Source organism: Sorangium sp. So ce131, assembly GCF_051519095.1.
In the GTDB taxonomy this organism is placed as follows: Bacteria; Myxococcota_A; Polyangia; order Polyangiales; family Polyangiaceae; genus Sorangium.
The window spans coordinates 1981553-2004999 of sequence record NZ_CP150455.1 but is presented as its reverse complement, the minus strand read 5'-3'; the positions used below and the strand labels follow the sequence as shown (position 1 = coordinate 2004999).

Sequence of the window (23447 nt, the reverse complement as noted above, 5' to 3'; positions counted from 1 at the left end):
CGTCGCGCGGGCTCCACCGCAGACGACGACCGCGGGCCCGCCGCGCGCTCACCTGCCCCCCGCCCGCCCTCGGCCGCGCGCTCCCGCAGATTACTTTCCGGCCCCGCACGCCGATGGTAGGCCCCTCGTCGCCAAGGGCGCACGACCTCGCAGCAGGCACGACAGGCCCTCGCGAGGAGGCCGCGCGGCCCTCCTCCCCGCGTGCCCATGATCACCGCCGAACCAGGTCCCCCGCCGCCGCCGAGCGCCGCCGGCCCCCATGACAGCGCCCCGCCGCCGCGCCGGCCGAGCGCGCCGCCCGCCCGCTCGAGCGCCCCGCCGGCGCGGTCCGTCCCGCCCCCCTCCGCGCCGCCGGCCCCGCGCCCGAGCGCCTGGACCACCCGCCTCGGCGAGGCCTGCGTGCTCGGCCTCGGCGTCGCGTCGCTCTCCGCCGTCCCCACGGCGCTGCGCACCGCCCGCGCCGGCGCGTCCTTCCTCGACGGGCTGCTCGTCGGCACCGCCATCCTGCTGCCGCTCGTCACGCTCGCGCTCATCCTCGCGCGCGCCGCCGGCCGCGGCTTCCGCGGCATCGTCGGCGCGGGCGCCGAGCGGCTCGCCGTCCTCCGCGTCGCCCTCTGGATCGGCGTCGCCTTGCCCGTGCTCGCCGCCCTCGCCGCCCTCCTCAAGGCGACGACCCACCACCGCGGCCTCGCCGGCGCCACCTTCGGCGTCCTCGGCCTCGCCGGCGTCGCGGCCGCGGCGCTCTTCACCCAGCGGCTCGTCGCGCTCGGCGACCGCCTCGCCGCCCGCGGCGTGAAGCCGTGGATCCTCGCCGTCGCCGGCGCCGCCATCGGCGTGCTCCCCCTCGTCGCCGCCTTCGCGCCCCTCGCCGCCCTCGCGGGCGGCGCGGCGGACGACGCCGGCGCCGCCGTGCGCGCCGCCATCGTCGACGGCGCGATCGCGCTCGTGGCGACCGCGCTCGTCTCCAGCGTCGACCTCAGCGCCGCCGTCGGCCGCGCCGCGGGCCTCGCGGGCGTCCCGCTCGCGGCCCTGGTCCTCATGACCGCGACCGCCCGGATCGAGTCGTTCCCCCCGCTCGGCCAGGCCGTGCGCGCCGGCGGCGGGCTCGCGGCCACGCTCCTCGGCGCCCTCGAGCGGTGGACCGACCGCGACGGCGACGGGATGGGCTCGCACTTCGGCGGCTTCGATTGCGACGAGGGCGACCCCACGCGGTACCACGGCGCGCGGGACATCCCGGGCGACGGCCTCGATCAGGACTGCAGCGGCGCGATCCAGGGGGACGCCGTCCGACCGGCGTGGGCGGCTGCGGGCCTGCCCGCAGGAGCGCCGCCCGCCGCGCCCGCGGCGCGGGCCGAGCGCGGCGCGGTGGTCGCGGCGGCGCTGGTCGTGGGCGACACGCCCGCGGCCGCCGCGCCCGCCCCCGCGCCGACGCCCATGCCCGCCGCGCCGGCGCCCACCACCACGCCCGCCGCACCCGCCGCACCCGCCGCCCCCGCCGCGCCCGCGCCACAGCGCCCCGACATCCTCCTCGTCACGCTCGACACGGTCCGCGCCGACCACACCTCCGCCTACGGGTACGACCGCGACACCACCCCGCGGCTCGCCGAGCTCGCCGCCCGCGGCGTGCTGTTCGAGCGGGCCTACGCGGTCTCGAGCGAGGCCCAGCGGTCGATCTCGCCGCTCGTCACCGGCCGCCGCCTGAACCACGCGGCGCGCGACCGCCGCGAGTGGCCCACGCTGCTGCCCGAGAACGACACCGTCGCGGAGCGCATGAAGCGCGCGGGTTACCTCACCGCCGCGGTCAGCTCGTTCACGTGGATCAGCCAGGAGCGCGGCTTCGATCAGGGGTTCGACCGCTTCGAGACCGTCTACGGGGAGGCCCACCCGGAGCGCGAGGTCTCGGGGCACCTCGCGGTCAAGAAGGCCATCGAGATCCTCGACGGCTACGCCCAGCGCCCCCAGCCGGTCTTCCTCTGGCTGCACCTCTTCGACGCCCACGAGCGTTACCGCAGCCACCCCGGCATCCGCTTCGGCGCCGGCAGGACGGCCGCCTACGACGGCGAGATCGCCTTCGTCGACCGACAGCTCGGCGCCCTGCTCGACGCCGTGGCGAGGGGCCCCCGCGCCGGCCGCGCCGCGATCCTCGTCCACGGCTCCCACGGCGAGGGGCTCGGCGAGCACGGCGCCGCGGGGCACGGCGTGGAGCTCTACGAGGAGGCGCTCCGCGTCCCGCTCGTCCTCGCCGTCCCGGGCGCCGCGCCCGGCCGCTACCCGCACCCGGTGAGCACGGCCGACATCGCGCCCACCGTGCTCGCCCTCGCCGGCGCCGAGGCCGCGGGCGTCGAGGGCGGCTCGCTCGCCGCGATCGCGGCCGGCGACGAGCCCGCGCCCCGCGGGCCGGTGTTCGCCCGCACGGCCCGCCGCGCCGCGATCATCGACGGCCAGCTCAAGCTGATCGCGCTCAAGCGGAAGAAGCGGGACCGGCTCCTCCTGTTCGATCTCGACGCCGACCCCCGGGAGACCCGCGACCTCTCCGAGGCGCGCCCCGACGAGCTCCTGCGCCTCCGCGAAAAGTTGTCTGCGTTCGAGTCTCCCGCGCAGTAAAGTCAGAGGGAGCATGCACAAGTTCGCCCCTCCGACGCGGAAGCCCACGCCCCCCCGCGCGAGGGCGCTGCGCGTCGCCGCGGGCGTCGGCTTCGCGGTCGGCATCACGTCGCTCGCGCTGCTCGTGGCGCGGCTCGCCGAGGCGCCCCGCGTGCCGCTCACGCTCGCCGCGGGCGCCATCACGGGGGCGCTGCCGCGGCGCCTCCGGTTCGAGTGGCGGCTCGTGCGCGATCGCCACTGGCAGATCGCGTCGTCCCCCGCCGAGACGCGCGAGGCGACCGACCAGATCGAGGGCAACCGCGGCGCCTGCGCGCGGGGCATGGTCGAGGTCTCCGGCCTCATGAAGCTCGACCCCGCGCCGAAGGCCCAGGGCGACCTGCGCTCCATCGACGAGATGCAGCGGACGACCTGCAAGCACTGGATCAACCGCGACTACCCGGAGCGGTGCGCCGAGTTCGATCGCGACAGGTGGCTCGAGATGTCGAGGGATCTCGACACGAAGCCGATGCATTTCTGCATCGATCGCTACGAGTACCCCAACCAGAAGGGCGTCTATCCGGTCATCCTCGTCTCGTACTACGAGGCGAACGAGCTCTGCGCCGAGGAGGGCAAGCGCCTCTGCGACGAGGCCGAGTGGACCTTCGCGTGCGAGGGCGAGGAGGCGCGCCCGTACCCCTACGGCTACGTCCGCGACCCCGAGGCGTGTGTGGTCGACCAGCCGTGGCGCCCGTTCATCGAGACCGCGCTGCGCCCGCGGAGCGGCCCCGCGGCCATGGCCGAGATGGATCGGCTCTGGCAGGGCGTACCCTCCGGCATGCAGCCGCGCTGCCGCAGCCCGTTCGGCGTCTACGACATGACCGGCAACGTCGACGAGTGGACCCGCTCCGTCCGCGAGGGCGAGCGGCCCTCCATCTTGAAGGGCGGCTACTGGGGCCCCGTGCGCACGCGCTGCCGCCCCTCGACTCGATCACACGACGAGAACCACATGTTCTACCAGCAGGGCTTCCGCTGCTGCGCCGACCCCGGCGCCGGGCGCGACGCGGACGGCACGTCGGCGGACCGCGCCGCCTCGGGCGACCCGGCCTCCGCCCCGCTGCCGCGCGAGCTCCGCTGACGCCGCCCGCTGCGCGCTCCCGCCTTTGCCGCGCTGCGCGCTCCCGCCTTTGCCGCGCTGCGCGCGCGAGGGGCCGTCCGGTCGACCGCGCTCGTCACAGCGCGTATCCTCTGCGCTGATGGACGACTCCCCCGCCGGACAGGGCGCCTTCCCCGGCCCCCGCGACGCCCGCGACGCCCGCGACGCGCGCGCCGGCTCGCGCCCCGCCGCCCCGGCGGCGCCGCCTGCATCCGCCGCGGGCGCCGCGCCCGCCGCCCAGGCCGCAGCGCCGCGCGCGCGCCGGCTGGATCGGCTCACCGGTCTCCTGCTCCTCGCGGCCGCCGCCGTCGCGCTGTTCCCGGCGACGCCGGTCCTGCTGCGCGCGCTCGGCCTGGACGGCGCGCCAGCACCCATGCAGAGCGCCGCCAAATTCTCGCGGCTCCTCGCGCCGCGCCCCCCGGGCCAGCCGCGGCCGCGCTTCGACGAGCGCGACGACGCCGAGCCGCTGCCGTCGCCGCGCGCCGAGGACCCGGCGCTCGACAGCGACGAGGAGGCCGAGGCGCCGGGCGCGGCCGGGCGCTTTCAGCTGGGCATCGCCGAGCGCGGCATCACGCTGCTCGACGAGCCGCGGGCGGACGGGTCCCGGGTCGGCGCGATCGCCGCGGGCGAGCTCGTGATGATCATGCGCGAGGCGGGCGGGTGGGCGCTCGTCGCGCAGAACGACGGGGACAACGTCGTCATGGGCTGGGCGCGCCGGAGCGAGATCGCGATCCGATGAGCGCGCCGCGCGCCGACCCGCGCCGCGCCTACCGCGGCCGCCTGCTCACCCCCGTCGCAGCGGCCGGCGGCCCCGCGGTCCGCTTCCTGGAGGACGCGCTGCTCGTCGTGGGCGAGGGCGGCCGGATCACCGACGTCGCGCCCTTCTCCCCGGGCGCCTTCGCCGGGCCGGTGCTCAACCTGCGCCCCGCGGTGCTGATCCCGGGCCTCATCGACGCCCACGTCCACTTCCCGCAGACCCGCATCGTCGGCAGCGCCAGCGGCGCGCTGCTCGAGTGGCTCGAGCGGTCCGTCTTCCCCGAGGAGGCCCGCTTCCGCGACGGCGGCTACGCCGCGCTCGTCGCGGCCGAGTTCACGCGCCGCCTGCTCGCGTCGGGCACGACCACCTGCGTCGCCTTCTCCAGCTCGAACGCCGCCGCGACCGACCTCTTGTTCCACGCGCTGCTGCGCGCCGGGCTCCGCGGCATCGCGGGCCTCACCCTGATGGACCAGAACTGCCCGGAGCCCCTCTGCGTCCCCCGCGACGAGGCCATGGCGGCTGCCCGCGACCTCGTGCAGCGCTGGCACGGCGCGGGCGGCGGCCTGCTCGAGTTCGCGATCACCCCGCGCTTCGCGCCGACGTGCTCGCGCGGCCTGATGGAGGCGGCCGCGCAGCTCGCCGCGGACCACGGGCTGCTCGTGCAGACGCACGTCGCCGAGAGCCCCGCGGAGGGCGAGGCCACGCTGCGCGAGCACCCGTGGGCGCGCGATTACGTCGACGTCTACGACCGCGTCGGCCTGCTCTCGGGGCGCGCCGTGCTCGCGCACGGCATCCACCTCGCGCCGCGCGAGTGGGATCGCCTCGCCGAGACCAGGGCGGCGATCGCCCACTGCCCCGACTCGAACTTCTTCCTGGGCAGCGGGCGCATGCGCCTGTCCGAGGCGCGCGCCCGCGGCGTCCCCGTCGCGCTCGGCAGCGACGTGGGCGCCGGGCGCAGCTTCGACATGCGGCGCAGCATGTCGAGCGCCTTCGACAACGCCCTCTGCCTCGGCGACCGCCTCACGCCGGCCGAGCTGTTCGTCGCCGCCACGCAGGGCGCCGCGGACGCCCTCGGGCTCGGGCATGTGATCGGGAGCCTCGATCCGGGCAAGGAGGCCGACTTCCTGGTGGTCCGCTTCCCCGAGCACGTGGCCGGCGAGGAGGAGGCGCTGAACCACCTGATCTTCGCGTCCGAGGCGGTGTCGGTGCAGCGCGCCTTCGTGCGCGGGAAGGCGGTGTATCCCTTCTGAGCGGCGCCTGCGCCGGCCTCCCGGGGCGGCGCCCTCGCGGCAGGGCATGCGGGAGCCGCGCGGCGTGCGGGAGCGCTGCCAGCGCGTGTGCAGCCCGGACCGGCTACCGTGGCCGCTGCGGCGCGTCCTCGTCCGCGGCCTCGTAGACCTCCAGCTCCCAGACCAGGATCTCGAAGTCTCTCCGCAGGATGTAACGGGCGCCGTCGTCCCCGCGCACCTTGAAGTAGCGATGATCGACGCCGGGCCAGCGGTCGAGGATCTCGGTCACCCGGACGCGGCGCTCGCCCAGGGTGAACGCCTCGGGCTCCTCGCTTCCGCCGTGACCGGCACGGCACGCCACCTCGATCCGCATGGGAGCTGCGCAGGATAGCAGGCGCGGGCCCGGCGGCCCCGCGCCTGCCGTCTGTCATCCTGCGCCGCCGCTCGTCCTCGTCCGGCCGCGCGCTCGAGCCCCCTCGGCCGTCAGTCGGTCTCGGCCGAGCAGGCGTAGATGACCTCGAGCTTCGCGGCGTTGTCCTGACGCGCGAACGTGCACGTGTCCGGACAGAGCTTGATCAGCTCGTTCTCGACGTAGAACGCCCTCTCCGAGCACGCGTCGGGGCTGTCCACCTTCTCGAGGATCACCCCCTCCCCGCCGTCGCTCGGCGTGAACTGGAGCTTCATCGTCGCGAGATCGAGCGCGTGTCCGGACGGCGGCTCCGGCACCGTGACCTCGCAGGACAGCTTGGACCCGGAGATCACGCTCCCGGCGATGGCCTCGAAGACGGCATCGTAGGTGTCGTACTGGTTGATCGGGTAGCGCAGCCCGCCGGTCATGACGCTGAGGGTCTGATACGTCGTCCCGGGATCGACCGAGCCGGGGCGGCATTGCTGCCAGGTGGCGGGCTCCTCCGGCGGCCAGGGCGTCGTCGCCGGCGTGTTCTCCTTGATGCCCACGAAGCTGAAGAACATGTAGTTGCGCGCGGCCTGCGTGCCGAAGAGCTCTGGCGCGAACTGCGTCAGGGCCGTGTCGAATTTCTCCGCCGAGGCGGCGCCCCCCTCGACGTTCTCGTTCTCCGGCAGGTCGTCGTCGAGATCGTAAAGGTCGATGTTGTTCTCGCCGAGCGTCATCGTCTCGCAATCCGCGCCGTCGTCCGTGATCTCGACGAACACCTTCAGCGAGTCGGGCCGCAGCCACTCCGACCAGCCGTTCGGCAAGGGCTGGTTCCGGGGCTGCTTCCCGCCCTTCAAGGTGTCGAGGACGAGGCAGAGCGAGTCCAGGCTGCCGATTTCATAGTCGAACTGGTAGAAGTGCGGCGCGTTCGAGTTCGGCGTCTGCGGGACCGGATCGCAGGGGCCGCTCCCGAGCGGCGCCTCGATACAGACGGACTGCTCCCCCGTGGCGCTCCCGTGCTTCGAGAGCATGATCACGCGGTAATCGATCCCGCTCGCCGCGATGATCGAGGCGAAGTTCTGATTGATGTTCTTCTGAACGCTCTCGATCTCCTCCGTCATGCTCTCCGAGTTGTCGATGACGAAGATGATGTCGGCCGGCCGCTGCTGGTAATCGGCCACCGCCGTTTGAACGCCGCACGGCGGCCCCCCTCCCTCGCCCTCGTCGGGGAAATCGCTCCCGCCGCTCCCGGTCGCCCCGCTGCCGCTCCCGGTCGTCCCGCCGCCGCCGCTGCCGCCGTCGCCGCCAGCGCTGTTGCTCCCGGAGCTCGTATCTCCACCATTGCCGCCGGAGCATCCGCCGATGGATGCCGCCGCAAGAACACCCGAACCAACCAGCGCAACAAGCGTCTTCGTCGAGAGCTTCAAAATGACCTCCCAATGGGGGGCGCGATAATGCGCAGCGAGGATGCTACCAGAGACACGCCCCGGTGGACGTCCTTGGAATGAAAATTTGGAGTCTGAGCGGAGGTAGACAACAGACCACCCGTGTCGGTCCAGGTACCTTGTCCGCGACCGATCGACTCGCGCTCTGGGCCAGGCTCCCCCAAGGAGCGATACGTCAGCCGAGCTCGCGTGGACGGACGCGGCCCCCCATCCACGCCCAGATCCCACGAAATGTGAGGTTCCCGGCGAGGGTGGCCGCCGGGGGCCGTCCACCTCGGCGATGCCTCGGCGCCCCTTACGCGAGCTTGGCCGACAACGTACTAATTTGCGCGCTTGGAAACCACGATGTCGCGCGCCGCCTCGAGCAGCCGCTCGGGCGTGTTCGCCTCGGGCTCCTCGGTCACGAGCTCGACGAGCCGCTCGAGGATCTCGCCGATGAGCCTGCCGGGCGGGACGCCGAGCTCCTTCATCAGCACGTTGCCGTTCACCGCGAGGTCCTTGGCGGAGAGCGCCGCGCCCGCGGCGAGCAGCGCCTCCACGCGCGCCCGGAGCCGACCTATCGACGCGATGTCCTCCGTGACCTCGCGCCCCTTGCCGAGCGCGTCGGCGACGCCGATCTCGTAGAGGTCCGGCGCGAGCGCCGGGGTCACCCGGCGCAGCCAGCGCCGCACCGCCGCGTCCGTCCAGCTGTCGTCGTAGCAGATGAGGTGGTGCCGGATGAGCGCCACGATCCGCGCGCGCTCCTCGTTCGAGAAGCGGAGCCTGGCGAGGATCGGATCGGCCATCTCCGCGCCGACCCGCTCGTGCTCGTAGAACGTGTAATCGCTCGTCTTCTCGGAGAACTCGCGCGTCCTCGGCTTGCCGATGTCGTGCATCAGCGCCGCGACGCGGAGGATCGGCTCGGGCTTGCACGCGTCGAGGCAGGCCATCGCGTGGCCCCAGACGTCGTACGCGTGCCAGCGGTTCTGTTCGCAGCCGACCGACTCCATCATCTCCGGGCAGGTGATCGCGAGCAGCTCCGTGCGGCGCATGATCTCGAACGCCGCGCTCGGGCGGCGCGCGCGCATCGCCTTGAGCCACTCGTCGCGCACCCGCTCCGCGCTCACGCACCGGAACGTCTGGTGCGACCGCGGGGCGCTCATGGCGCGCTCGGTCTCGGGATCCAGCGAGCCCTCCAGCGTCGCCACGAAGCGCGCCGCGCGCATCACCCGCAGGCCGTCCTCGGCGAAGCGCTCGTTCGGGTCGCCGACCGCGCGGATGACCTTCGCCTCGAGGTCCCTCTGGCCGCCGAACGGATCGATGAGGTGTCCGTCCACCGGGTCGAGCGCGATCGCGTTCACCGTGAAGTCGCGCCGCGCGAGGTCGGCCGTGATGTCGTCCACGAACTCGACGCGGTCCGGCCGCCGCCCGTCGGTGTACGCCCCCTCCCCGCGCAGCGTCGTGACCTCGTACGGCACGCCGCGTACGAGCACGGTCACGGTGCCGTGCTGGATCCCGGTCGGGATCACCTTGCGGAACGCGGCCATGACCTCCTCCGGCCGCGCGTCGGTCGCCACGTCCCAGTCCTTCGCGGGCTGCCCGCGGAGCAGGTCGCGCACGCAGCCGCCCACGATCCAGCCGCGCTTGCCGCGCTCGCGCAGGCGGCGGCAGATGCCGAGCACGTCCTCGGGGACGACGTCGATGAGGTGATCGATCCGGGTCACCCCCGCGGCTTATCACGAGGCGAAGGGAGCGGGGGAGCGCAGAGCGCGCGCCCTCCTGCTCCTCCTTCGGCGCGGTCCCCGCTACTTCTTCTGGCCCGCCCAGGGATCCCGGACGTCCGACTTCGGAGGCCGCGGCGAAGGCGGCGCGCGGACGCCGCCCTGCCTCGGCTTCTGGCCCTTCTCCTCGGCCTCGAGCTTCACGAGCTTGCTCGGCTCGGAGCCGTCGAGGACGACGGTGCTCGCGATGTACCCCTCGGCCCGGATGTCGACCGTGATCGCCTGCCCCTGGGCGACGTCGATGATCGCGGGCAGCTTGAACTCCACGCCGTTGCGGTAGCCCACCGCCGTCTCCGGCACGGCCGCGAGCGCGACCGCCGTCTTCTGGACCGGCGGCGGCTCGGCGACGGGCCGCTCCGCGGGGGGCTCGGCCGTCTGCCGCGGCGGCGGCTGCTGCACGCGGTTGTGGCCGTTCGAGCTCCCGCCGATGACGAAGATCGCGGTCACGATCCCCACCGCGGCCGCCGCGCCCGCGACCCACACGTAGCGGGGCCACGGCGAGCGCGGCGGCGACGGCGGCGTCGCCGGGACGATCACCTTCGACGTCTTGAAGTAGTCGTGCGGCACGTTGAAGCCGCCCGACCGCGCCATCATCTCCGCGACCGCGCCCGGCACGCCGCCGGACCGCACGCGCTCCAGATCGGCGTGGAGATCGCTCATCGTCTGGTAGCGCGACTCGGGCTTCTTCGAGAGGCACTTCAGGATGACCGCCTCGAGCCCCGGCGGGCAGTCGGGCCCGCCGACGAGCGCGCGGATGGGGACCGGCGCCTTGTACATGTGCTGCGTCAGGATCCCCATGAAGTTGTCGGCGTTGAACGGCAGCTGCCGGCTCACGAGCTCGTAGAGCATCACGCCGAGCGAGTAGATGTCGGTCCGGTGATCGATCGGCGCGCCGGCGGCCTGCTCGGGGGACATGTAGTGCGGCGTCCCGAACACCGCGCCGGCGCGCGTCAGCTTGGTCGTGGTGCTGGTCGACACCTTCGCGATCCCGAAGTCGAGGATCTTCACGAAGCTCGGATCGCTGCCGCGCGACACCACGAACACGTTGTCCGGCTTGAGATCGCGGTGGATGATGCCCGCCTCGTGCGCCGCGGCGAGGCCCGCCGACAGCTGCAGCGCGATGTGGCAGACCTTGTCCATCGGCAGCTCGTTCGGAGAGTCGATGATCTGCGCGAGGCTGATGCCCTCCAGGTACTCCATCACGAAGTACGTGGAGCCGTCCGGCAGGTCGCCGAAGTCGGAGATGTCGACGATGTGCGGGTTGCCGATGCTGGACGCGGCCCGCGCCTCCTGCACGAAGCGCTCGAAGATCTCGCGGTCCCGCGCGAGCTCCGCGCGGAGCACCTTCACGGCGACGCGTTTGTCGATGACCTTGTGGCGGGCGAGGTAGACGTACCCCATCCCGCCCTCGCCGAGCAGCCGCTCGATCTTGTAGCGGTGGTCGAAGGTCGTGCCGATGTACGGATCCTTGGCCCCGGGCGGCCGCCGCTCGCGCGGCTCGACCTCGTCCGGCGGCGGGATCTCCAGCGAGGGCTCCCCTTCGCTGATGGGCGGCGGGGTCATGCGCCCTTCGTGCTCGTCGCCGCCGGGCTCGCTGATCCGCACGGGCCGCGGGGTGTTCCGGCGCAGCGGCGGCGGCGCGGCGAGGTTCTGGGGCACCTGCTCGCTCGCCGGCCCCTCGACCCATCCCGACCTCGACGGCCGGACGTCGACGTCCACTGGGACGTCGTCGGCCGAGCTCTCCGGCTCTTCGGGCGGCGGGGGCGCGGCCTCGACATGGGACGAGCGCGGCACGCCGGCCATGCCGGTGGGGCGCGTGGGTCGCGACGCCGGCGACTCATCGAGCGCGCCCGCTTCGTTGCTGGCGGATCTCCTGCGCGCGGTCTGGTGCTCGTTTTTGGTGGCGCTCATGAAAGGCTCGCGGGCAGAGGTGCACGCCACACGCCGTTTTCACGGCAGAGGCGGATTCTAGCAGGCGTCCTGCCCGGGAAGCGAGACCCAGCGAGCGCCCCTCGCGAAAGTCCGTCGCGCCGGTCCTCGCGCCGCTGGCGTGCCGCGCGTTCCGCGCGTGCCGCGCGTGCCGCGCGCGCCGCGTTCTGCTAGGAGGGCACCGCGATGAGCTACCCCATCGAGGTCGCGCTGCGATATCTCGGCTCCAAGAAGCGGGCGTTCATCTCGGTCGGCACCACGTTCGCGATCCTCGGGGTCGCGCTCGGGGTCGCGGCGCTCGCGACCGTGATGAGCGTGACCGGCGGCTTCCAGGCGGAGTTCCGCGACAAGGTCCTCGGCGTCAACGCCCACGTCCTGGTGATCAAATATTCCACCGATTTTCGAGAATATCGATCGGTCATGGATCAGGTCGCCAAGGTCCCGGGGGTGGTCGGCGTGGCGCCCTTCAGCATCAACCCGATGATGCTGACGCACGGCGACGCCACGGCGACTGGCGTGCTCGTGAAGGGCGTTGACCCGGCCCGGAGCCTCGGTGTGGGCTCCGGGAACACCTTCACGCCCGTGCTCGATCTTCCCCGCCACATCCTGCCTGGCGGTGATCTCGCCGGCCTGCGGCGCCCTGGCGCCAAGCCTGCCGAGCGAGCGGAGCCGCCGGCGCTCCCGCCGGTTCCCCAGCTGGAGCAGGACGCGGGCGCGCGGGGCGCGCTCGAGCCGGAGCGCGACGAGGAGGGCAGGAACCTCGACCTCCTGCGGGCGTACGAGGCGCGCATCCAGGACGACGAGCGCGCCGCCGCGGCGAAGGGCGCCGAGGCGGCCGCGGGCGTCGAAGCGGCCGAGGGCGACGGGAGCGCGGCGGACGTTGCGCCCGAGGAGGCCGCGGTCGCCGAGGGCGCTCCGCAGGGCTCGATCGAGCCGCAGGGCGGCTACGGCAGCGTGCTCCCGGACGACGACGTGCTGCCCGCCGACGTCGATCCGGATCCTTGCGCGGACAAGGAGAAGATCGCGAAGATGCCGGGCATCGTCATCGGCGCGACGCTGGCGAAGAACCTGGGCCTCGACATCGGCCAGTGCGTCACCGTCACCTCGCCGACGATCGGCTTCTCGTTCTCGAACGGCGCCATCAAGCCCCCGGTGGCCAAGCGGTTCCGAGTCATCGCGATCTTCGAGGCCGGCTTCGAGCAGTACGACACGAAGCTGGCGTACGCCGATCTCTACGAGACGCAGGCCTTCTACGACCACGGCGACACGGTGACCGGCGTCGAGATGAAGGTCGACGACATCGACAACGCCAGCGACATCGCGCGCGACATCAGCAAGCTGCTCAGCAACGGCCTCTACTACACGATGGACTGGGAGGAGCTGAACCACGGGCTCTTCACGGCGCTGCGCATCCAGCAGATCGGCATGAGCCTGGTGCTGATGCTCATCATCGTGGTCGCGGCGTTCACGGTGATCGCGACGCTGATCATGGTGGTGCTCGACAAGAAGAAGGAGATCGCGGTCCTCAAGGCGATGGGCGCGACGGACTTCGCCATCCTCCGCATCTTCCTCTACCAGGGCGGCATCATCGGCGTCGCCGGCACCACGCTCGGCCTCCTGCTCGGCGTCGCGGTCTGCAAGGGCCTCCTGGTCTACGGTTTCCCGCTCGATCCGAAGGTCTATTTCATCTCCCGCCTCCCCGTGCAGGTCCGCCCGCACGAGTTCGTGCTCACCGGCGTGATCGCGATCGTGATCTGCCTCCTGGCCACGATCGTGCCGAGCCTCTACGCCGCGTGGCTCCGCCCCGCCGACGGCTTCCGCTCGCAGTGACCGTGCTCCTCGCCCGCCTCTTGGGGCCGTGGATCCGTTTGATTGGCGGTAGGCCCCCTGGGAGGGTGGCCGCCGCGCGGCGCTGGGGACGGGCTGTTGTCTGAGCCCGGATGACGTCGTGTCTCCGGAGTGCGCAGCACGGAGGGGACACGACGTCCAAGGCGAGTTCAGCCCGTCCCCAGCGCCGCGCGGCGGCCACCCTCCCAGGGGGCCGGTCAGCTCGGCGCTCCCTCCCGCGCGACCGCCGAGCGCCTTCCCGACGACCTGCTACCGTCGCGCCGCGGAGTAGAGCCGCTGCGCCCCGCCGACGTTGGACGCCACGAAGAGCGTGCACTCGTCCGGCGAGAGCGACGGCGTCTTGACCGCGACCCTCGGCGGCTCGTTCGGCAGCAGGATCGTCGCCGGCAGATCGCTCGCGGGGAGCCCGTCCTCCCCGAGCTTCACGTAGAAGCTCCGCAGGACGACGGCCTGCGCGCAGTCGCCCAGCGCGCTGTAGGGCGCCTGGAAGAAGAGCAGCCTGCCGTCGGGCGTCACCCACGGGGCGAGGTCGGCGCCCTCCGCCGGACAGCCGCCCGGCAGCTTGATGTCGACCGGCTGCACCGCGGGGCCGCCGGCGCGCTTGGTGAAGAGCCGGCTCACGGTCCCCCCGCTGTCCTGGTGGATGCTCATGAACCAGTACCGAACCGGGCTCAGGGCGTGGGCGACCGCGACCGAGTGGCTCCCCGCGTCCACGAAGAGCTCATCGACGTGCTCCACGCGGGCGCCCTCGGGGAAGTCCGCGGTGAACACCGACGGCAGGCTGCCCGGCCCGGGGAGGCGTTGATCGAACAGCAGCGAGCCCGGCGGCATGTCGCCGATCGGCAGGGCCACGTCCACCGGGAGCAGGAGCGGACCCGACTCGGGCCGATCGGTGTTGATCTGCTCGCTCGGGAGGACCTCGCCCCCGGTCCAGGGCCTCCCCGTGGCCGTCGCGATGTCCGTGTCGCTCGCGCCGCCGAACCGGGCCACGTAGACGAGCCGCTGGGTCGCCCCGTCCTCACCGACCTCCGCGCGCACGCGCGGGAACGACGGCTCCGTCCCCTCGACGTCGATCTCCGTGAGCGGGCCGAACGAGAGCACCCCGCGGCGATCGTTGCACGGCAAACACGTCTCGGTGACCGTGCAGAACTCCCCCTCCTTGCAGGCCTCGCAGCCGCCCGCGCCCCCCCCTCCCGCCGAGGAGGAGGTGGAGCTGGCCGAGGAGGACGCGCCCCCCGCCCCCCCTTCGCTCCCCGCGCCGCCCTCGCTGCCGCCGCTCCCCGAGGAGGACGTAGCGGCCGCGGGGCCGGCCGTGAACGGCTCACCGCAGCCCACATGCGCCCACAGCGCGGCCAGCGAGAGGGTCCCATAGAAGCGGAGCGTGCGCACCCGAGCTGCCTCCTGTCGTGATCGCGCGGGATGGATGAACGATGGTGAAGATGAGGATGACGGTGTGGCGAGGCCGCGCGCCCTGGTCACGACGGCTTGTTATAGTCGGTGTCCTCGAGGAGGATGACGTTCGTCTTCGATCGGGTCTCGCCGACGCTGGTGACGTAGACCGCCGGCTTGTCCTGGACCGGGCAGACCTTCTCGCACGCGCCGCAGCCGATGCAGAGCGACGGATCCACGTGCGGGCGCTGCACGTGGACCATCTTCATCGGCGGCTCCTTGCCGTGCTCCGCGGCCACGGGCTCGCGCTTCGGGATGTCGACCTCCTCGACCCAGATCGCCTTGGGCGACGTCGGGCAGAACTCCTCGCAGACGATGCACGGCACGCTCATCGACCAGGGCAGGCAGCGCCCCTGGTCGTAGAACGCGGTGCCGATCGAGATGGGCTTCTGGCCGACGCCCATCTTCTGCTCCTCGGTGATCTTCTGGATCGCGCCGGTCGGGCAGACGTCGCCGCAGAGGACGCAGGAGTGCTCGCAGTACCCGATGCGCGGGATGACGATCGGCGTCCAGATGCCCTCGATGCCCGCCTCGAAGAACGCGGGGTGGATCGCGTTGTTCGGGCAGACCTTCATGCACTCGGCGCACCGGATGCAGCGCTCCAGGAACTCGCGCTCCTCGACCGAGCCCGGCGGCCGGATGACGCGGTGGTCGTAGTTCGCGTCGAGCACGTCGGCGATGCGCGCCGTCGGGATGATCACCGCGCCGGCGGCCGCGGTCGCGAGGGCGGTGCGGCGGCCCGTGTCGGGCGTCACGAGGGCGCTCTTCCGGTTCGGGAGGAAGCGGAACTTGATGACGTCCTCGGGGCAGGCGTTCTCGCAGTTGAGGCACATGTGGCACTCGTCCTGCCGCCACTTCACGCCGCCCTGGGGCGAGTCGGCGCCCTGGCAGTGCACGAGGCACAGGTTGCAGTCGGTGCACTTCGCGTGGTCCTTCTGCATCCCGAAGAGCGCAAACCGCGCGAACACCCCGAGGAAGGCGCCGAGCGGGCAGAGCACGCGGCACCAGAAGCGCGGGATGAAGCGGTTCATGAACAGGATCCCGACGAACAGGATCCCGATGAACCAGGTCTGGTGGAAATAGAACTGCTTGGTCTGCCAGACGGTCCCGGCCAGGAAATCCTGCGCGTGATCCGCGGCGAGCTGCACCGGCCGGCTCCCGGCGGAGGTCGCGGTGCCGGTCACCACGCCGGCGACGTACTGCGCCGCCGGGATGACCGCGAGGCCGATCGCCCGGACCGCCACGCAGATCGGGTCGAACAGGCCGCCGATCACGCTGCCGGCGACGCTGGCCGCGAGGAAGGCGTACATCAGGTAGTACTTCACCCGCTGCCGCGAGTACGTCTTGTTGGCCTCGACGCGCTTGCCGCCCTTCCCGTAGCGGGACGGGAAGATCCACCCGAAGAAGTGGTGCAGGGTGCCGAAGGGGCAGATCCAGCCGCAGAACACGCGCCCGAAGACGAGCGTCAGCGCGAGGATCCCGAGCGACCAGAGCAGGCCGCGGTAGACGGTGTGCGTCGAGAGCAGGGTCATCGCGCCGACGAACGGGTCGGCGAGCAGGAAGCCCTCGACGGGGAGCGGCAGGCGGACGCGCGCCTCGGACGAGGTGAACGAGCCGCGGAAGCCGGTCTGGAACAGGAAGTAGAGGAACAGCCCGAGGCACCCCGCCTGCACCGCGCGGCGCACCCAGACGAGCACCTGGATCGTCTTGCGCGCCGGCAGCCCCGAGCCGGGCCGGCGCTTCGGCGCGGGCCGGACGATCGATCCGGCCTTGCGCAGCAGCGCGGTCCAGGGGGCCGTCCGCGCGGCCCCGGGGGCCGCCGCCGCCGGCGCGGCGGCAGGGCGGGGCGCCGGCGCGGCCGGCGTCGAATCGGGAGTTGCCATGAGTACTACACCTCGGCGAGCCGCAGGTTCTGCCAGTGCATCGTGCCCAGACCCCGCTCGTGGCCCATCTTGAGATAAGGAATTTCTTCGGGTTTTCGTCCGATGAGCTGGCAGCCGTACGCGTCGGCGGCGACCTGGTCGGTCGTCGCGATCACGGTGTGCATGTCCTTCGCGTCGGCCACGTTGCCGCCTTGCGGCCCGTTGCGCATGAGGACGCGGGTCGCGTCGACGATCGTGAGGGTGGGCTGGATGAACGTCGCGAGATCGGCGATCGAGACGTCGATGTTCTGGTGGAGCCGGTTCCGGCGGCCGCCCAGCGCCCCGTACCAGTTCTTCATCGCGGCGGTGTACTTGGACAGGTTGTGGTGCTTCGCGACGGGGACGTTGATCACCTTGTCCGCGTTGACGAGCGGCGTGTAAACCGGCCAGTCGTCGAGCACCTCGCCCTTCAGGCGCATGCCGCGGAAGCGGTGCTCCGCGGGGATGACCACCTCGGCGCCGACGTCGTAGGCGGCCTTCCAGATGCCGGAGCGCTGGAAGCAGCGGTTCGGCTCGTTGCACGAGGCGTCGGTCACGACGACGCTCTTGGCGCCGGCGTCGTACGCGAGGCGCACCACCTCGGCCACGACCTTCGGGTTGGTGTTGGCCGCGTGGATGGGGGTGCGATCCCAGCCGATGTTCGGCTTCACGACGACGATGTCGCCGCGCGAGATGAAGCGGCGCATCCCGCCGAGCGCGTCCACCGCCTTGCGGACGAGGGCCGCGGGGTCCGGCGCGCCGGCGGCGAGGGCCTCCGCGCCGGCGCGGGCGACGACGAGCTGGGGCACCTCGGCGGGCGCGTCGCGGAGCCGGTAGTCCCGTGTTTGCGGGCGCTCGGTGGAGGCGGCGGTGGTGCCGCCGCGGTCCCAGCGGGCCGCCCCGATCCCGGCCGCGCCCCCGAGGACGAGGCCCGCCGCGCCGAGCCGACGCAGCACTTCACGTCGAGAGATGTCACCCATGGCCCTCGCCTCTACCGATAGCCTCCCCAGGCGGTCGCCACAAGCCGAGGCGGCCTGGCGCGGCGTCCATCACGCGCCGCTCTCGGCGGTATCGTTCACGGCGGCGCGGCTGGGATCGGCGCCGAGGCCGTCGGCGCTGCCGGGACCGTCGGGTTGCCCTCCGCCGGCGCCGCGCCCGGGTTCGCCGCGGGCGAGGGCAGCTGGGGCAGCGCGCCGCTCGCGGCGGCCGGCGCCGGGGACGCCGGCGCGCTCCCGGGATCGACCGGCTGGGCCTTCAAGCGGTCGCGCTCGGCGATGCAGCTCGCGCGCTCCGCGTCGCACGCGGCCCGCAGCTGCGACGCGGCGGCGAGCTCGGCGGCGCGCTGCTCGGCGAGCCCCTTCGCCTCGTCGCGCTCGGTGGCGAGCGCCGCCCGCGCCTTCTCGGCCTCGGCGAGCCGCTCGCGGCCCTCCATGGTCGCCTTCTCCGCGGCGGCGGCGCTGTCCTCGCACGCCTTGAGGCGCGCCGCCTGTGTCGCGTGGAGGGCCTGGATCTCGCGCGCGTGCTCCGCCTCGGTCATCGAGCCGGTCTTCTGGAGGGTGGCCAGCGTCTGGTTGAAGTCCGCCCGGTCCTGCTCGCGCGCGCCGCGGCACGCGTTCACCTCGGCCTCCGCGATCTGGTGCGAGGCGACGCAGGTGTCGAGCTTGTCGAACGACTCGGCGCCCTTCTGGCGCGCCTGCTCGAGCTCGTTCGCGAGCCGCAGGGTCTCGCGCTTGGAGACGCCGAGCAGCGCGACCGCGCAGCCGACGAGGGTCATCGCGCCGGCCGCGATGCGCACGCGCAGGTACGAGGTCTTCTGCTTGATCCGCAGCCGCTCGGCCTCGCGCTCCGCCTCCCGCTCCGGCTCGAGCAGCACGTCGAGCTCCTCGGCGAGCTGGGTCATGGAGGGGCGCTCGTTCGGGTCGATCGCGAGCCACCGCCGGAGCGCCTCCTGGAACATCTCGCGCGGGCGCCCGGTGAGGTGGGGCAGCGCGTTGTCGACGAGCGGTTTGTCGGCGCGCACGTCGTGGGCCTCGGCGAGCTCGGTGCGGGTCTGCGCGGACTCGCCCGGGAAGTCCCGCGGGTTCACGAGCGCGTACAGGAGGGTCGTGGCGAGCCCGTACGTGTCCATCTTCTCGGAGAGCGGCACGACGCCGGGGAAGCCGTTCAGGGCGCGGAGCTGCTCGGGCGAGGCGTAGAGCGCCGTGCCCGCGCAGAAGCTGGCCTCGCGCTCGGCGGCCACGCCGAGGTCGAGCAGGATGGGGTGGACGCGGCCCGCGAACCTGGCGAGGAAGATGTTGTCGGGCTTGACGTCCTGGTGCCGGAGCCCGGCCGCGTGGAGCGCCTCGAGCCCGCGCGCGACGGGGAGGAAGATGTCGTGCGCCTCGCGCAGGCTGAGGGGGCTGCGCTGGAGGCGCTGCGCGAGGGTCTCCCCCTCGTAGACGGGCATGGTGAGCCACACGTACTCGGCGGTCATGCCGTGGTCCTTCAGCTGGACGACGTGCGGGTGGCCGACGGTGGCGAGCATGACGAGCTCGCGCTCGACGTTGCGCATCGCGTACAGCGAGCGGGGCATGAGCTTGAGCGCGACCTGGTGCTCGGGGACGTCGACGCGCTGGGCGACGTAGACCTTGCCGAACATCCCCTGCCCGAGGAGGCGGCCGAGCCGGTAGAGCCCGCCGACGACGTGGCCGACGTCGGGCAGGATGGAGGGCCCCCGGGTCCCGGAGGACGACGACGGATCGTCGGTGCTACGCGCCGCGTCGGACCGCTGGCTCGACGACTGGTCCACCACCGTCACGGCGAACGCGTGGACGATGGTGGTGCGGAGGTTCGGGTCGACGACCGGCACAGCGATTGCCAGGGTAGCGGAAGCGGCGAGCGCGGAGGAAAAAGACGGCAGACCGGAGACGCCGGGCGCCGGGGATTTATTCGAGGCCTCTGCGCTTTGAGCTCAAAGGGCAGGCGGGGCGTGCCGCCGCGCGGGGCGGCAGCCGTTGCTGCTCACCGGAGCGAGGGCCGCGGTGGCCGCCCGCGGAGCGCGCTCCAGGCAGGGCGGTTCTCGATCCACCATGCGGCGACCTCCCTCGCCTGGCGGGCTGCTTCCCTGGTGAGCCGGATGCGGGCTCGCTTCATCCGCGCGCCGGCTCGAGGCGCGCGAGCTCGGCGAGGAGGTCGTCCGCGTCGATCGTCCCTTCGCGCGCGCTCGCCAGCGACGTCTCCAGCGCCTCGTCGAGGCGGGCCCGCTCCTCTTCGTCCAGGTCGTCGTTGTCGGCCACCACGAGGTCGATCACGGTCCCTTCGGCGAAGCTCGTCGGCTCGTCGAGGACGAGCCGACCGCCCTGTACCTTGGCTCGCAGCGCGCTCATGCCGGCAGCGTACCACCCCACGGCCCGGCCCGTAAGCGGCGCGGCTTCCCAGTGGCGCGGCGGCCTGAGGAGACCCGGGCTCAGGCCGCCGAGCGGCTCTGCAGGGTCCGAGGCGTCGGCCGAGGGAGCGTGCTGGCCTGTTCGATGCACGGTCGTGTCCCGAAGGCGCCGCCGGGATCAACGGTTCCACCGGCCCGCCGTGAGATCGGGAATCCACGCAAATGTTCGCCAAAGTTGCGCTCGTGATCGCCTGTCTGGAGCTCGCCGGGTGTGCGGCCTTGCGCGCCCCGGCGGCGCCGCCTGAGCTCCCCCGCGCCCACGCGGCGCTCCGCGAGGCAGAGCGGGAGGGGGCGCGCGCGGACCGGCGCGCGGCCATGCACCTCGCGCTGGCGAGGAGCGAGCTCGCGCGGGCGATGCGGCGGCTGTCGGTGGGCGACCGGGAAGGCGCCCGCTGGTTGCTGCGCAGGGCGGAGGTCGACGCGGAGCTCGCGGCGCTCCTCGTGAGGGAGGCGGGGCTGCGCGACGCCGCGCAGCGCACGCTGGACCGGGCGAACACGCTCGCCGAGCAGCTCGCCGAGCAGCTCGCCGAGCAACTCACCCAGCAGGCGGAGTAGGGGGCCGCGTGCGCGCTGCCGTCCCGCTCGCGATCGCCCTCTCGGCCGTCGGGTGTGCGAGGCCCGCGGCCGCGCCGCCGCCCGAGCTCCTCGCGGCGCGGGCCGCCGTCGTGCAGGCGCAGGAGAACCCGCTCTCGCCGTTCGCGGTCGCCGAGCTCAAGCAGGCGGAGCAGGCGCTCGCGATCGCCGAGCGCGAGGCGCGCGCGCGGCCGAGCTCCCCCTCGGCGCGCGACGCCGCCTACGTCGCGCGGCGCAGGGCGCAGTGCTCGCTGCTCTCGTCGCTCGTACGGGCGGACCTGAGGGCGCTCACGCGAGGTCAGCGCGCCTTGCAGCAGCTCCGCGAGCAGCACGGCGCCGCGCTCGACGCGGCTGCGGCGGCGCCGTGACGTGAGCGCCTCGGCGTCGTGACGTGCGCGCTCCTCCACGCCGGTCCACGCCGCGCGTGCGCCGCGGACGCCCCGGGCGTCACCCGAGCTCGCCGGCGCAATTTCTCTGGGACCGGCCGGGGTTTGGATCCAAGATGCGCGCGGAACGCCTCCGCCGGCGGCGAAAGCGCCCTGGGGCGGCGGACGTCGGACGATCGAAGGGGACACGGGGACGCCCGGGTCCGCGTGCGAGGAGAGCGCGATGAAGGAAGGCGCAAGCGTGATACTGGTCCCGGTCGACTTCGAGGAGGCCTCGCTGAAGGCGATCGAGCTCGCGAAGGACCTCGGCGCAAGGCTGGGGCACGAGGTCGTGCTGCTGCACGTCTACCAGCTCCCCGTCTACACGTACCCCGGGATCGAGCCGGCGCTGATGCCCGGGTTCCACTCCGAGGTGAGCGCCGCCGCGTCGCGCGCGGTCCAGCAGCTCTCGGCGCAGACCGGGGGGCTGAAGACGCTGCTGCGCGAAGGGGATCCGGCGGCCGAGATCCTGGCCGCCGCCGAGGAGCCGGGGACGGCGCTGATCGTGATGGGGACACACGGCCGCCGGGGGCTCTCTCACCTGTTCCTCGGCAGCGTCGCCGAGCAGGTGATCCGGAAGAGCAGCGTCCCTGTGCTCACCGTGCGCTCCGCGCCCCCGGCCGGCTGACCCGCTCCGGGCCTTGCCCGGGGGGGCAGGCCTGCGCAGCTGGCGGGCCAGGGCTCGGGCGCGGCTTGGCTGCTCGCGTGGGCGAGCTCCCCGGCTCCTGCGACGTACCGGACTCCTCCGCATGCCGACCCTGTCTGCGCGCGATCTCGCGCTCCCGCCGAACCTGATGAGCCTGGCCCGGCTGCCGCTCGCGGCGCTGTTCCCGGTGGTCGCCACGCGTCCCGCGCTCGCCCTCGCCGTCCTCTGCTGCGCGGGGCTCACCGACGTGCTCGACGGCTGGCTCGCTCGCCGCTCCGGTCAGGTGACCCGCACCGGCGCGATCGTCGATCCGATCGCGGACAAGGTGTTCGCGCTCGCGGTGGTCGGCACGCTGCTCGCCAGCGGAGCGCTCCCCCTGTGGGGCATCCCGGCGCTGCTCGCGCGCGAGCTCCTCGAGCTGCCGCTCGCGCTCTGGATCGCGCTCAGCAGCCGCTTCCGCGGCGCGCGCCTCTCCACCGCGAGCGCGAACATCCCGGGCAAGCTCGCGACGGCGGTCCAGTTCGCGGCGGTCTTCACGGCGATCGCGCTTCCGGAGGCGCTGCCCGCCATGCTCGCCGCAGCCGCGGTCGCGGGCGCGGCCGCCGGCGCCTCGTACTGGGCGCGCCAGCTCCGCCGCCTTCCGGGTGCAGAGAAGAACCCGCCGGAGACGGGCGTCTAGCACGCGGGTACCGGCGGCGCCGCGCGGGGGCGGCGGCCGGTCCACGATCCGCGCCTCGGCCGCTCAGTCGAGGAATATGTCCGCCGCTGCATGATGCCGCCGCTCATCATGAGCGGGAGAGCATCCAGCGGTCCCCGACTCTCCGCGTCTTGCCTGCGCCGGATGCACTTCGTCCCGGTGGAACTTGACGGAGCCAGCTCGGCCGTGTTGCCGTGCGCCGGTCCAGCTAGACTTGTTCATGCAGGAGCACGCGGGACCATGGCGACGGCGGAGCAGCTCAAGGCGCTGCTGAAGAGTTACAGCGAGGGCGACGAGGAGCGCTTCTTCGCCACCGCCATGCAAGTCGCCGCCCACGCCGCCCGGCAGGGGCACGGCAAGCTGGCTCAGGAGCTGCGCGAGCTCATCGACGCGGCGAAGGTGAAGGGACCATCTCGGCGAGGCGAGCGGGCGCCGGTCCCGGTTGTGCAGCCGCGCGGTGAGCTCGCCGGGCTGCTCTCTGTCAGCTATCCGAAGACGCGCCTCTCGGACATGGTCCTAGAGCAGCAGTTCCGCGCTCGCCTCGAGCGCATCCTCCTCGAGCAGCGCCAGCGCGAGAAGCTCCTCACCCACGGCCTCGCCCCGCGGCGCAAGATCCTCCTCGTCGGGCCACCCGGGACAGGCAAGACGCTCACCGCCCGCGCCCTCGCGGGCGAGCTCTCGCTGCCGCTCTTTGCGATCCTCCTCGACGGCATCATCACCAAGTTCATGGGCGAGACAGCCGCGAAGCTCCGGCTCGTCTTCGACGCGCTCCAGCGCACGCGCGGCGTCTACCTCTTCGACGAGTTCGACGCGCTCGGCAGCCACAGGACATCGCAGAACGACGTCGGAGAGATCCGCCGCGTGCTCAACTCGTTCCTCCAGTTCTTAGAGCAGGACGAGTCGGAGAGCCTCATCATCGCCGCGACGAACCACCCCGAGCTCCTCGACCGCGCCCTCTTCCGCCGGTTCGACGACGTGCTGGAGTACAGCTTGCCCGACGACGAGCTGGCCGAGCAGATGCTGCGCTCGCGGCTCGCGTTGCTGGACACGGAGCGCGTCGACTGGGCGCGGGTCGTGAGCACCGCGCGGGGGTCGAGCTACGCGGAGATCGTCCGGGTGTGCGATGACGCCGCGAAGGACGCGGTGCTGAGCGATCGGGCCAAGGTGACGACGCAGGACATCCTTGATGCGCTCGCCGCACGACCTTCCGGCTGGGCGTGACGCACGGGTGACA

Annotated in this window: 19 protein-coding genes; 10 read left to right on the top strand and 9 right to left on the bottom strand. The window is 73.1% G+C overall.

Annotated features, from left to right (window positions below; translation table 11 throughout):
* Positions 1-207: 207 nt before the first annotated feature.
* The 4 genes from WMF43_RS07335 (at position 208) to WMF43_RS07320 (ending at position 5743) form a co-directional block, all read left to right on the top strand.
* Positions 208-2604, top strand: a complete 2397-nt coding sequence (locus tag WMF43_RS07335) for a sulfatase (protein ID WP_437678569.1) — start codon at positions 208-210, stop codon at positions 2602-2604.
* 13 nt (positions 2605-2617) lie between these two features.
* On the top strand, positions 2618-3718 hold the full coding sequence (locus WMF43_RS07330; RefSeq protein ID WP_437678567.1) for a formylglycine-generating enzyme family protein: 1101 nt from the start codon (positions 2618-2620) through the stop codon (positions 3716-3718).
* 118 nt (positions 3719-3836) lie between these two features.
* Complete coding sequence (locus tag WMF43_RS07325) at positions 3837-4475, top strand: SH3 domain-containing protein (protein ID WP_437678565.1); 639 nt, start codon at positions 3837-3839, stop codon at positions 4473-4475.
* The gene (locus WMF43_RS07320) at positions 4472-5743 is read left to right on the top strand and encodes a guanine deaminase (protein ID WP_437678563.1); all 1272 of its coding nucleotides are present in this window, start codon (positions 4472-4474) and stop codon (positions 5741-5743) included. Before WMF43_RS07325 ends, WMF43_RS07320 begins: the two co-directional genes overlap by 4 nt.
* Positions 5744-5846: 103 nt before the next feature.
* On the opposite strand, the gene WMF43_RS07315 is transcribed toward WMF43_RS07320, so the two are convergent.
* From WMF43_RS07315 to WMF43_RS07300, 4 genes are all read right to left on the bottom strand, one after another.
* Positions 5847-6095: a hypothetical protein gene (locus tag WMF43_RS07315; protein ID WP_437678562.1), complete on the bottom strand. Its 249-nt coding sequence runs from the start codon at positions 6093-6095 to the stop codon at positions 5847-5849.
* A gap of 110 nt (positions 6096-6205) precedes the next feature.
* Positions 6206-7543, bottom strand: coding sequence for a hypothetical protein (locus WMF43_RS07310; protein ID WP_437678560.1), 1338 nt, complete (start codon positions 7541-7543; stop codon positions 6206-6208).
* Between the two features lie 338 nt (positions 7544-7881).
* On the bottom strand, positions 7882-9264 hold the full coding sequence (locus WMF43_RS07305; protein ID WP_437678558.1) for a CCA tRNA nucleotidyltransferase: 1383 nt from the start codon (positions 9262-9264) through the stop codon (positions 7882-7884).
* Between the two features lie 81 nt (positions 9265-9345).
* A complete protein-coding gene (locus WMF43_RS07300) occupies positions 9346-11232 on the bottom strand; it encodes a serine/threonine-protein kinase (protein ID WP_437678556.1) in 1887 nt (628 codons plus the stop codon).
* A 204-nt stretch (positions 11233-11436) separates the two neighbouring features.
* Here WMF43_RS07300 and WMF43_RS07295 point away from each other — a divergent pair, with 204 nt between their 5' ends.
* Complete coding sequence (locus WMF43_RS07295) at positions 11437-13080, top strand: ABC transporter permease (protein WP_437678554.1); 1644 nt, start codon at positions 11437-11439, stop codon at positions 13078-13080.
* 267 nt (positions 13081-13347) lie between these two features.
* On the opposite strand, the gene WMF43_RS07290 is transcribed toward WMF43_RS07295, so the two are convergent.
* The 5 genes from WMF43_RS07290 to WMF43_RS07270 form a co-directional block, all read right to left on the bottom strand.
* Positions 13348-14487, bottom strand: coding sequence for a hypothetical protein (locus WMF43_RS07290; protein WP_437678552.1), 1140 nt, complete (start codon positions 14485-14487; stop codon positions 13348-13350).
* A gap of 86 nt (positions 14488-14573) precedes the next feature.
* The gene (locus tag WMF43_RS07285) at positions 14574-16430 is read right to left on the bottom strand and encodes a 4Fe-4S binding protein (RefSeq protein ID WP_437678550.1); all 1857 of its coding nucleotides are present in this window, start codon (positions 16428-16430) and stop codon (positions 14574-14576) included.
* Positions 16431-16435: 5 nt separating this feature from the next.
* Positions 16436-17428, bottom strand: a complete 993-nt coding sequence (locus WMF43_RS07280; RefSeq protein ID WP_437678548.1) for a DUF362 domain-containing protein — start codon at positions 17426-17428, stop codon at positions 16436-16438.
* Positions 17429-17523: 95 nt separating this feature from the next.
* Positions 17524-19296, bottom strand: a complete 1773-nt coding sequence (locus WMF43_RS07275) for a protein kinase domain-containing protein (RefSeq protein ID WP_437678546.1) — start codon at positions 19294-19296, stop codon at positions 17524-17526.
* Positions 19297-19576: 280 nt separating this feature from the next.
* Complete coding sequence (locus tag WMF43_RS07270) at positions 19577-19813, bottom strand: hypothetical protein (RefSeq protein WP_437678544.1); 237 nt, start codon at positions 19811-19813, stop codon at positions 19577-19579.
* Positions 19814-20034: 221 nt separating this feature from the next.
* Here WMF43_RS07270 and WMF43_RS07265 point away from each other — a divergent pair, with 221 nt between their 5' ends.
* The 5 genes from WMF43_RS07265 to WMF43_RS07245 all read left to right on the top strand — a co-directional run bounded on the left by WMF43_RS07265 (position 20035) and on the right by WMF43_RS07245 (position 23434).
* The gene (locus WMF43_RS07265) at positions 20035-20427 is read left to right on the top strand and encodes a DUF4398 domain-containing protein (RefSeq protein WP_437678542.1); all 393 of its coding nucleotides are present in this window, start codon (positions 20035-20037) and stop codon (positions 20425-20427) included.
* 8 nt (positions 20428-20435) lie between these two features.
* A complete protein-coding gene (locus tag WMF43_RS07260; protein WP_437678540.1) occupies positions 20436-20813 on the top strand; it encodes a DUF4398 domain-containing protein in 378 nt (125 codons plus the stop codon).
* Between the two features lie 241 nt (positions 20814-21054).
* On the top strand, positions 21055-21498 hold the full coding sequence (locus WMF43_RS07255) for a universal stress protein (protein WP_437678538.1): 444 nt from the start codon (positions 21055-21057) through the stop codon (positions 21496-21498).
* A gap of 121 nt (positions 21499-21619) precedes the next feature.
* Positions 21620-22195 (top strand): CDP-alcohol phosphatidyltransferase family protein, encoded by a 576-nt coding sequence (locus WMF43_RS07250; protein WP_437678536.1) that lies wholly within the window; start codon positions 21620-21622, stop codon positions 22193-22195.
* Positions 22196-22453: 258 nt separating this feature from the next.
* Positions 22454-23434, top strand: a complete 981-nt coding sequence (locus WMF43_RS07245; protein ID WP_437678534.1) for an AAA family ATPase — start codon at positions 22454-22456, stop codon at positions 23432-23434.
* Positions 23435-23447: the final 13 nt, after the last annotated feature.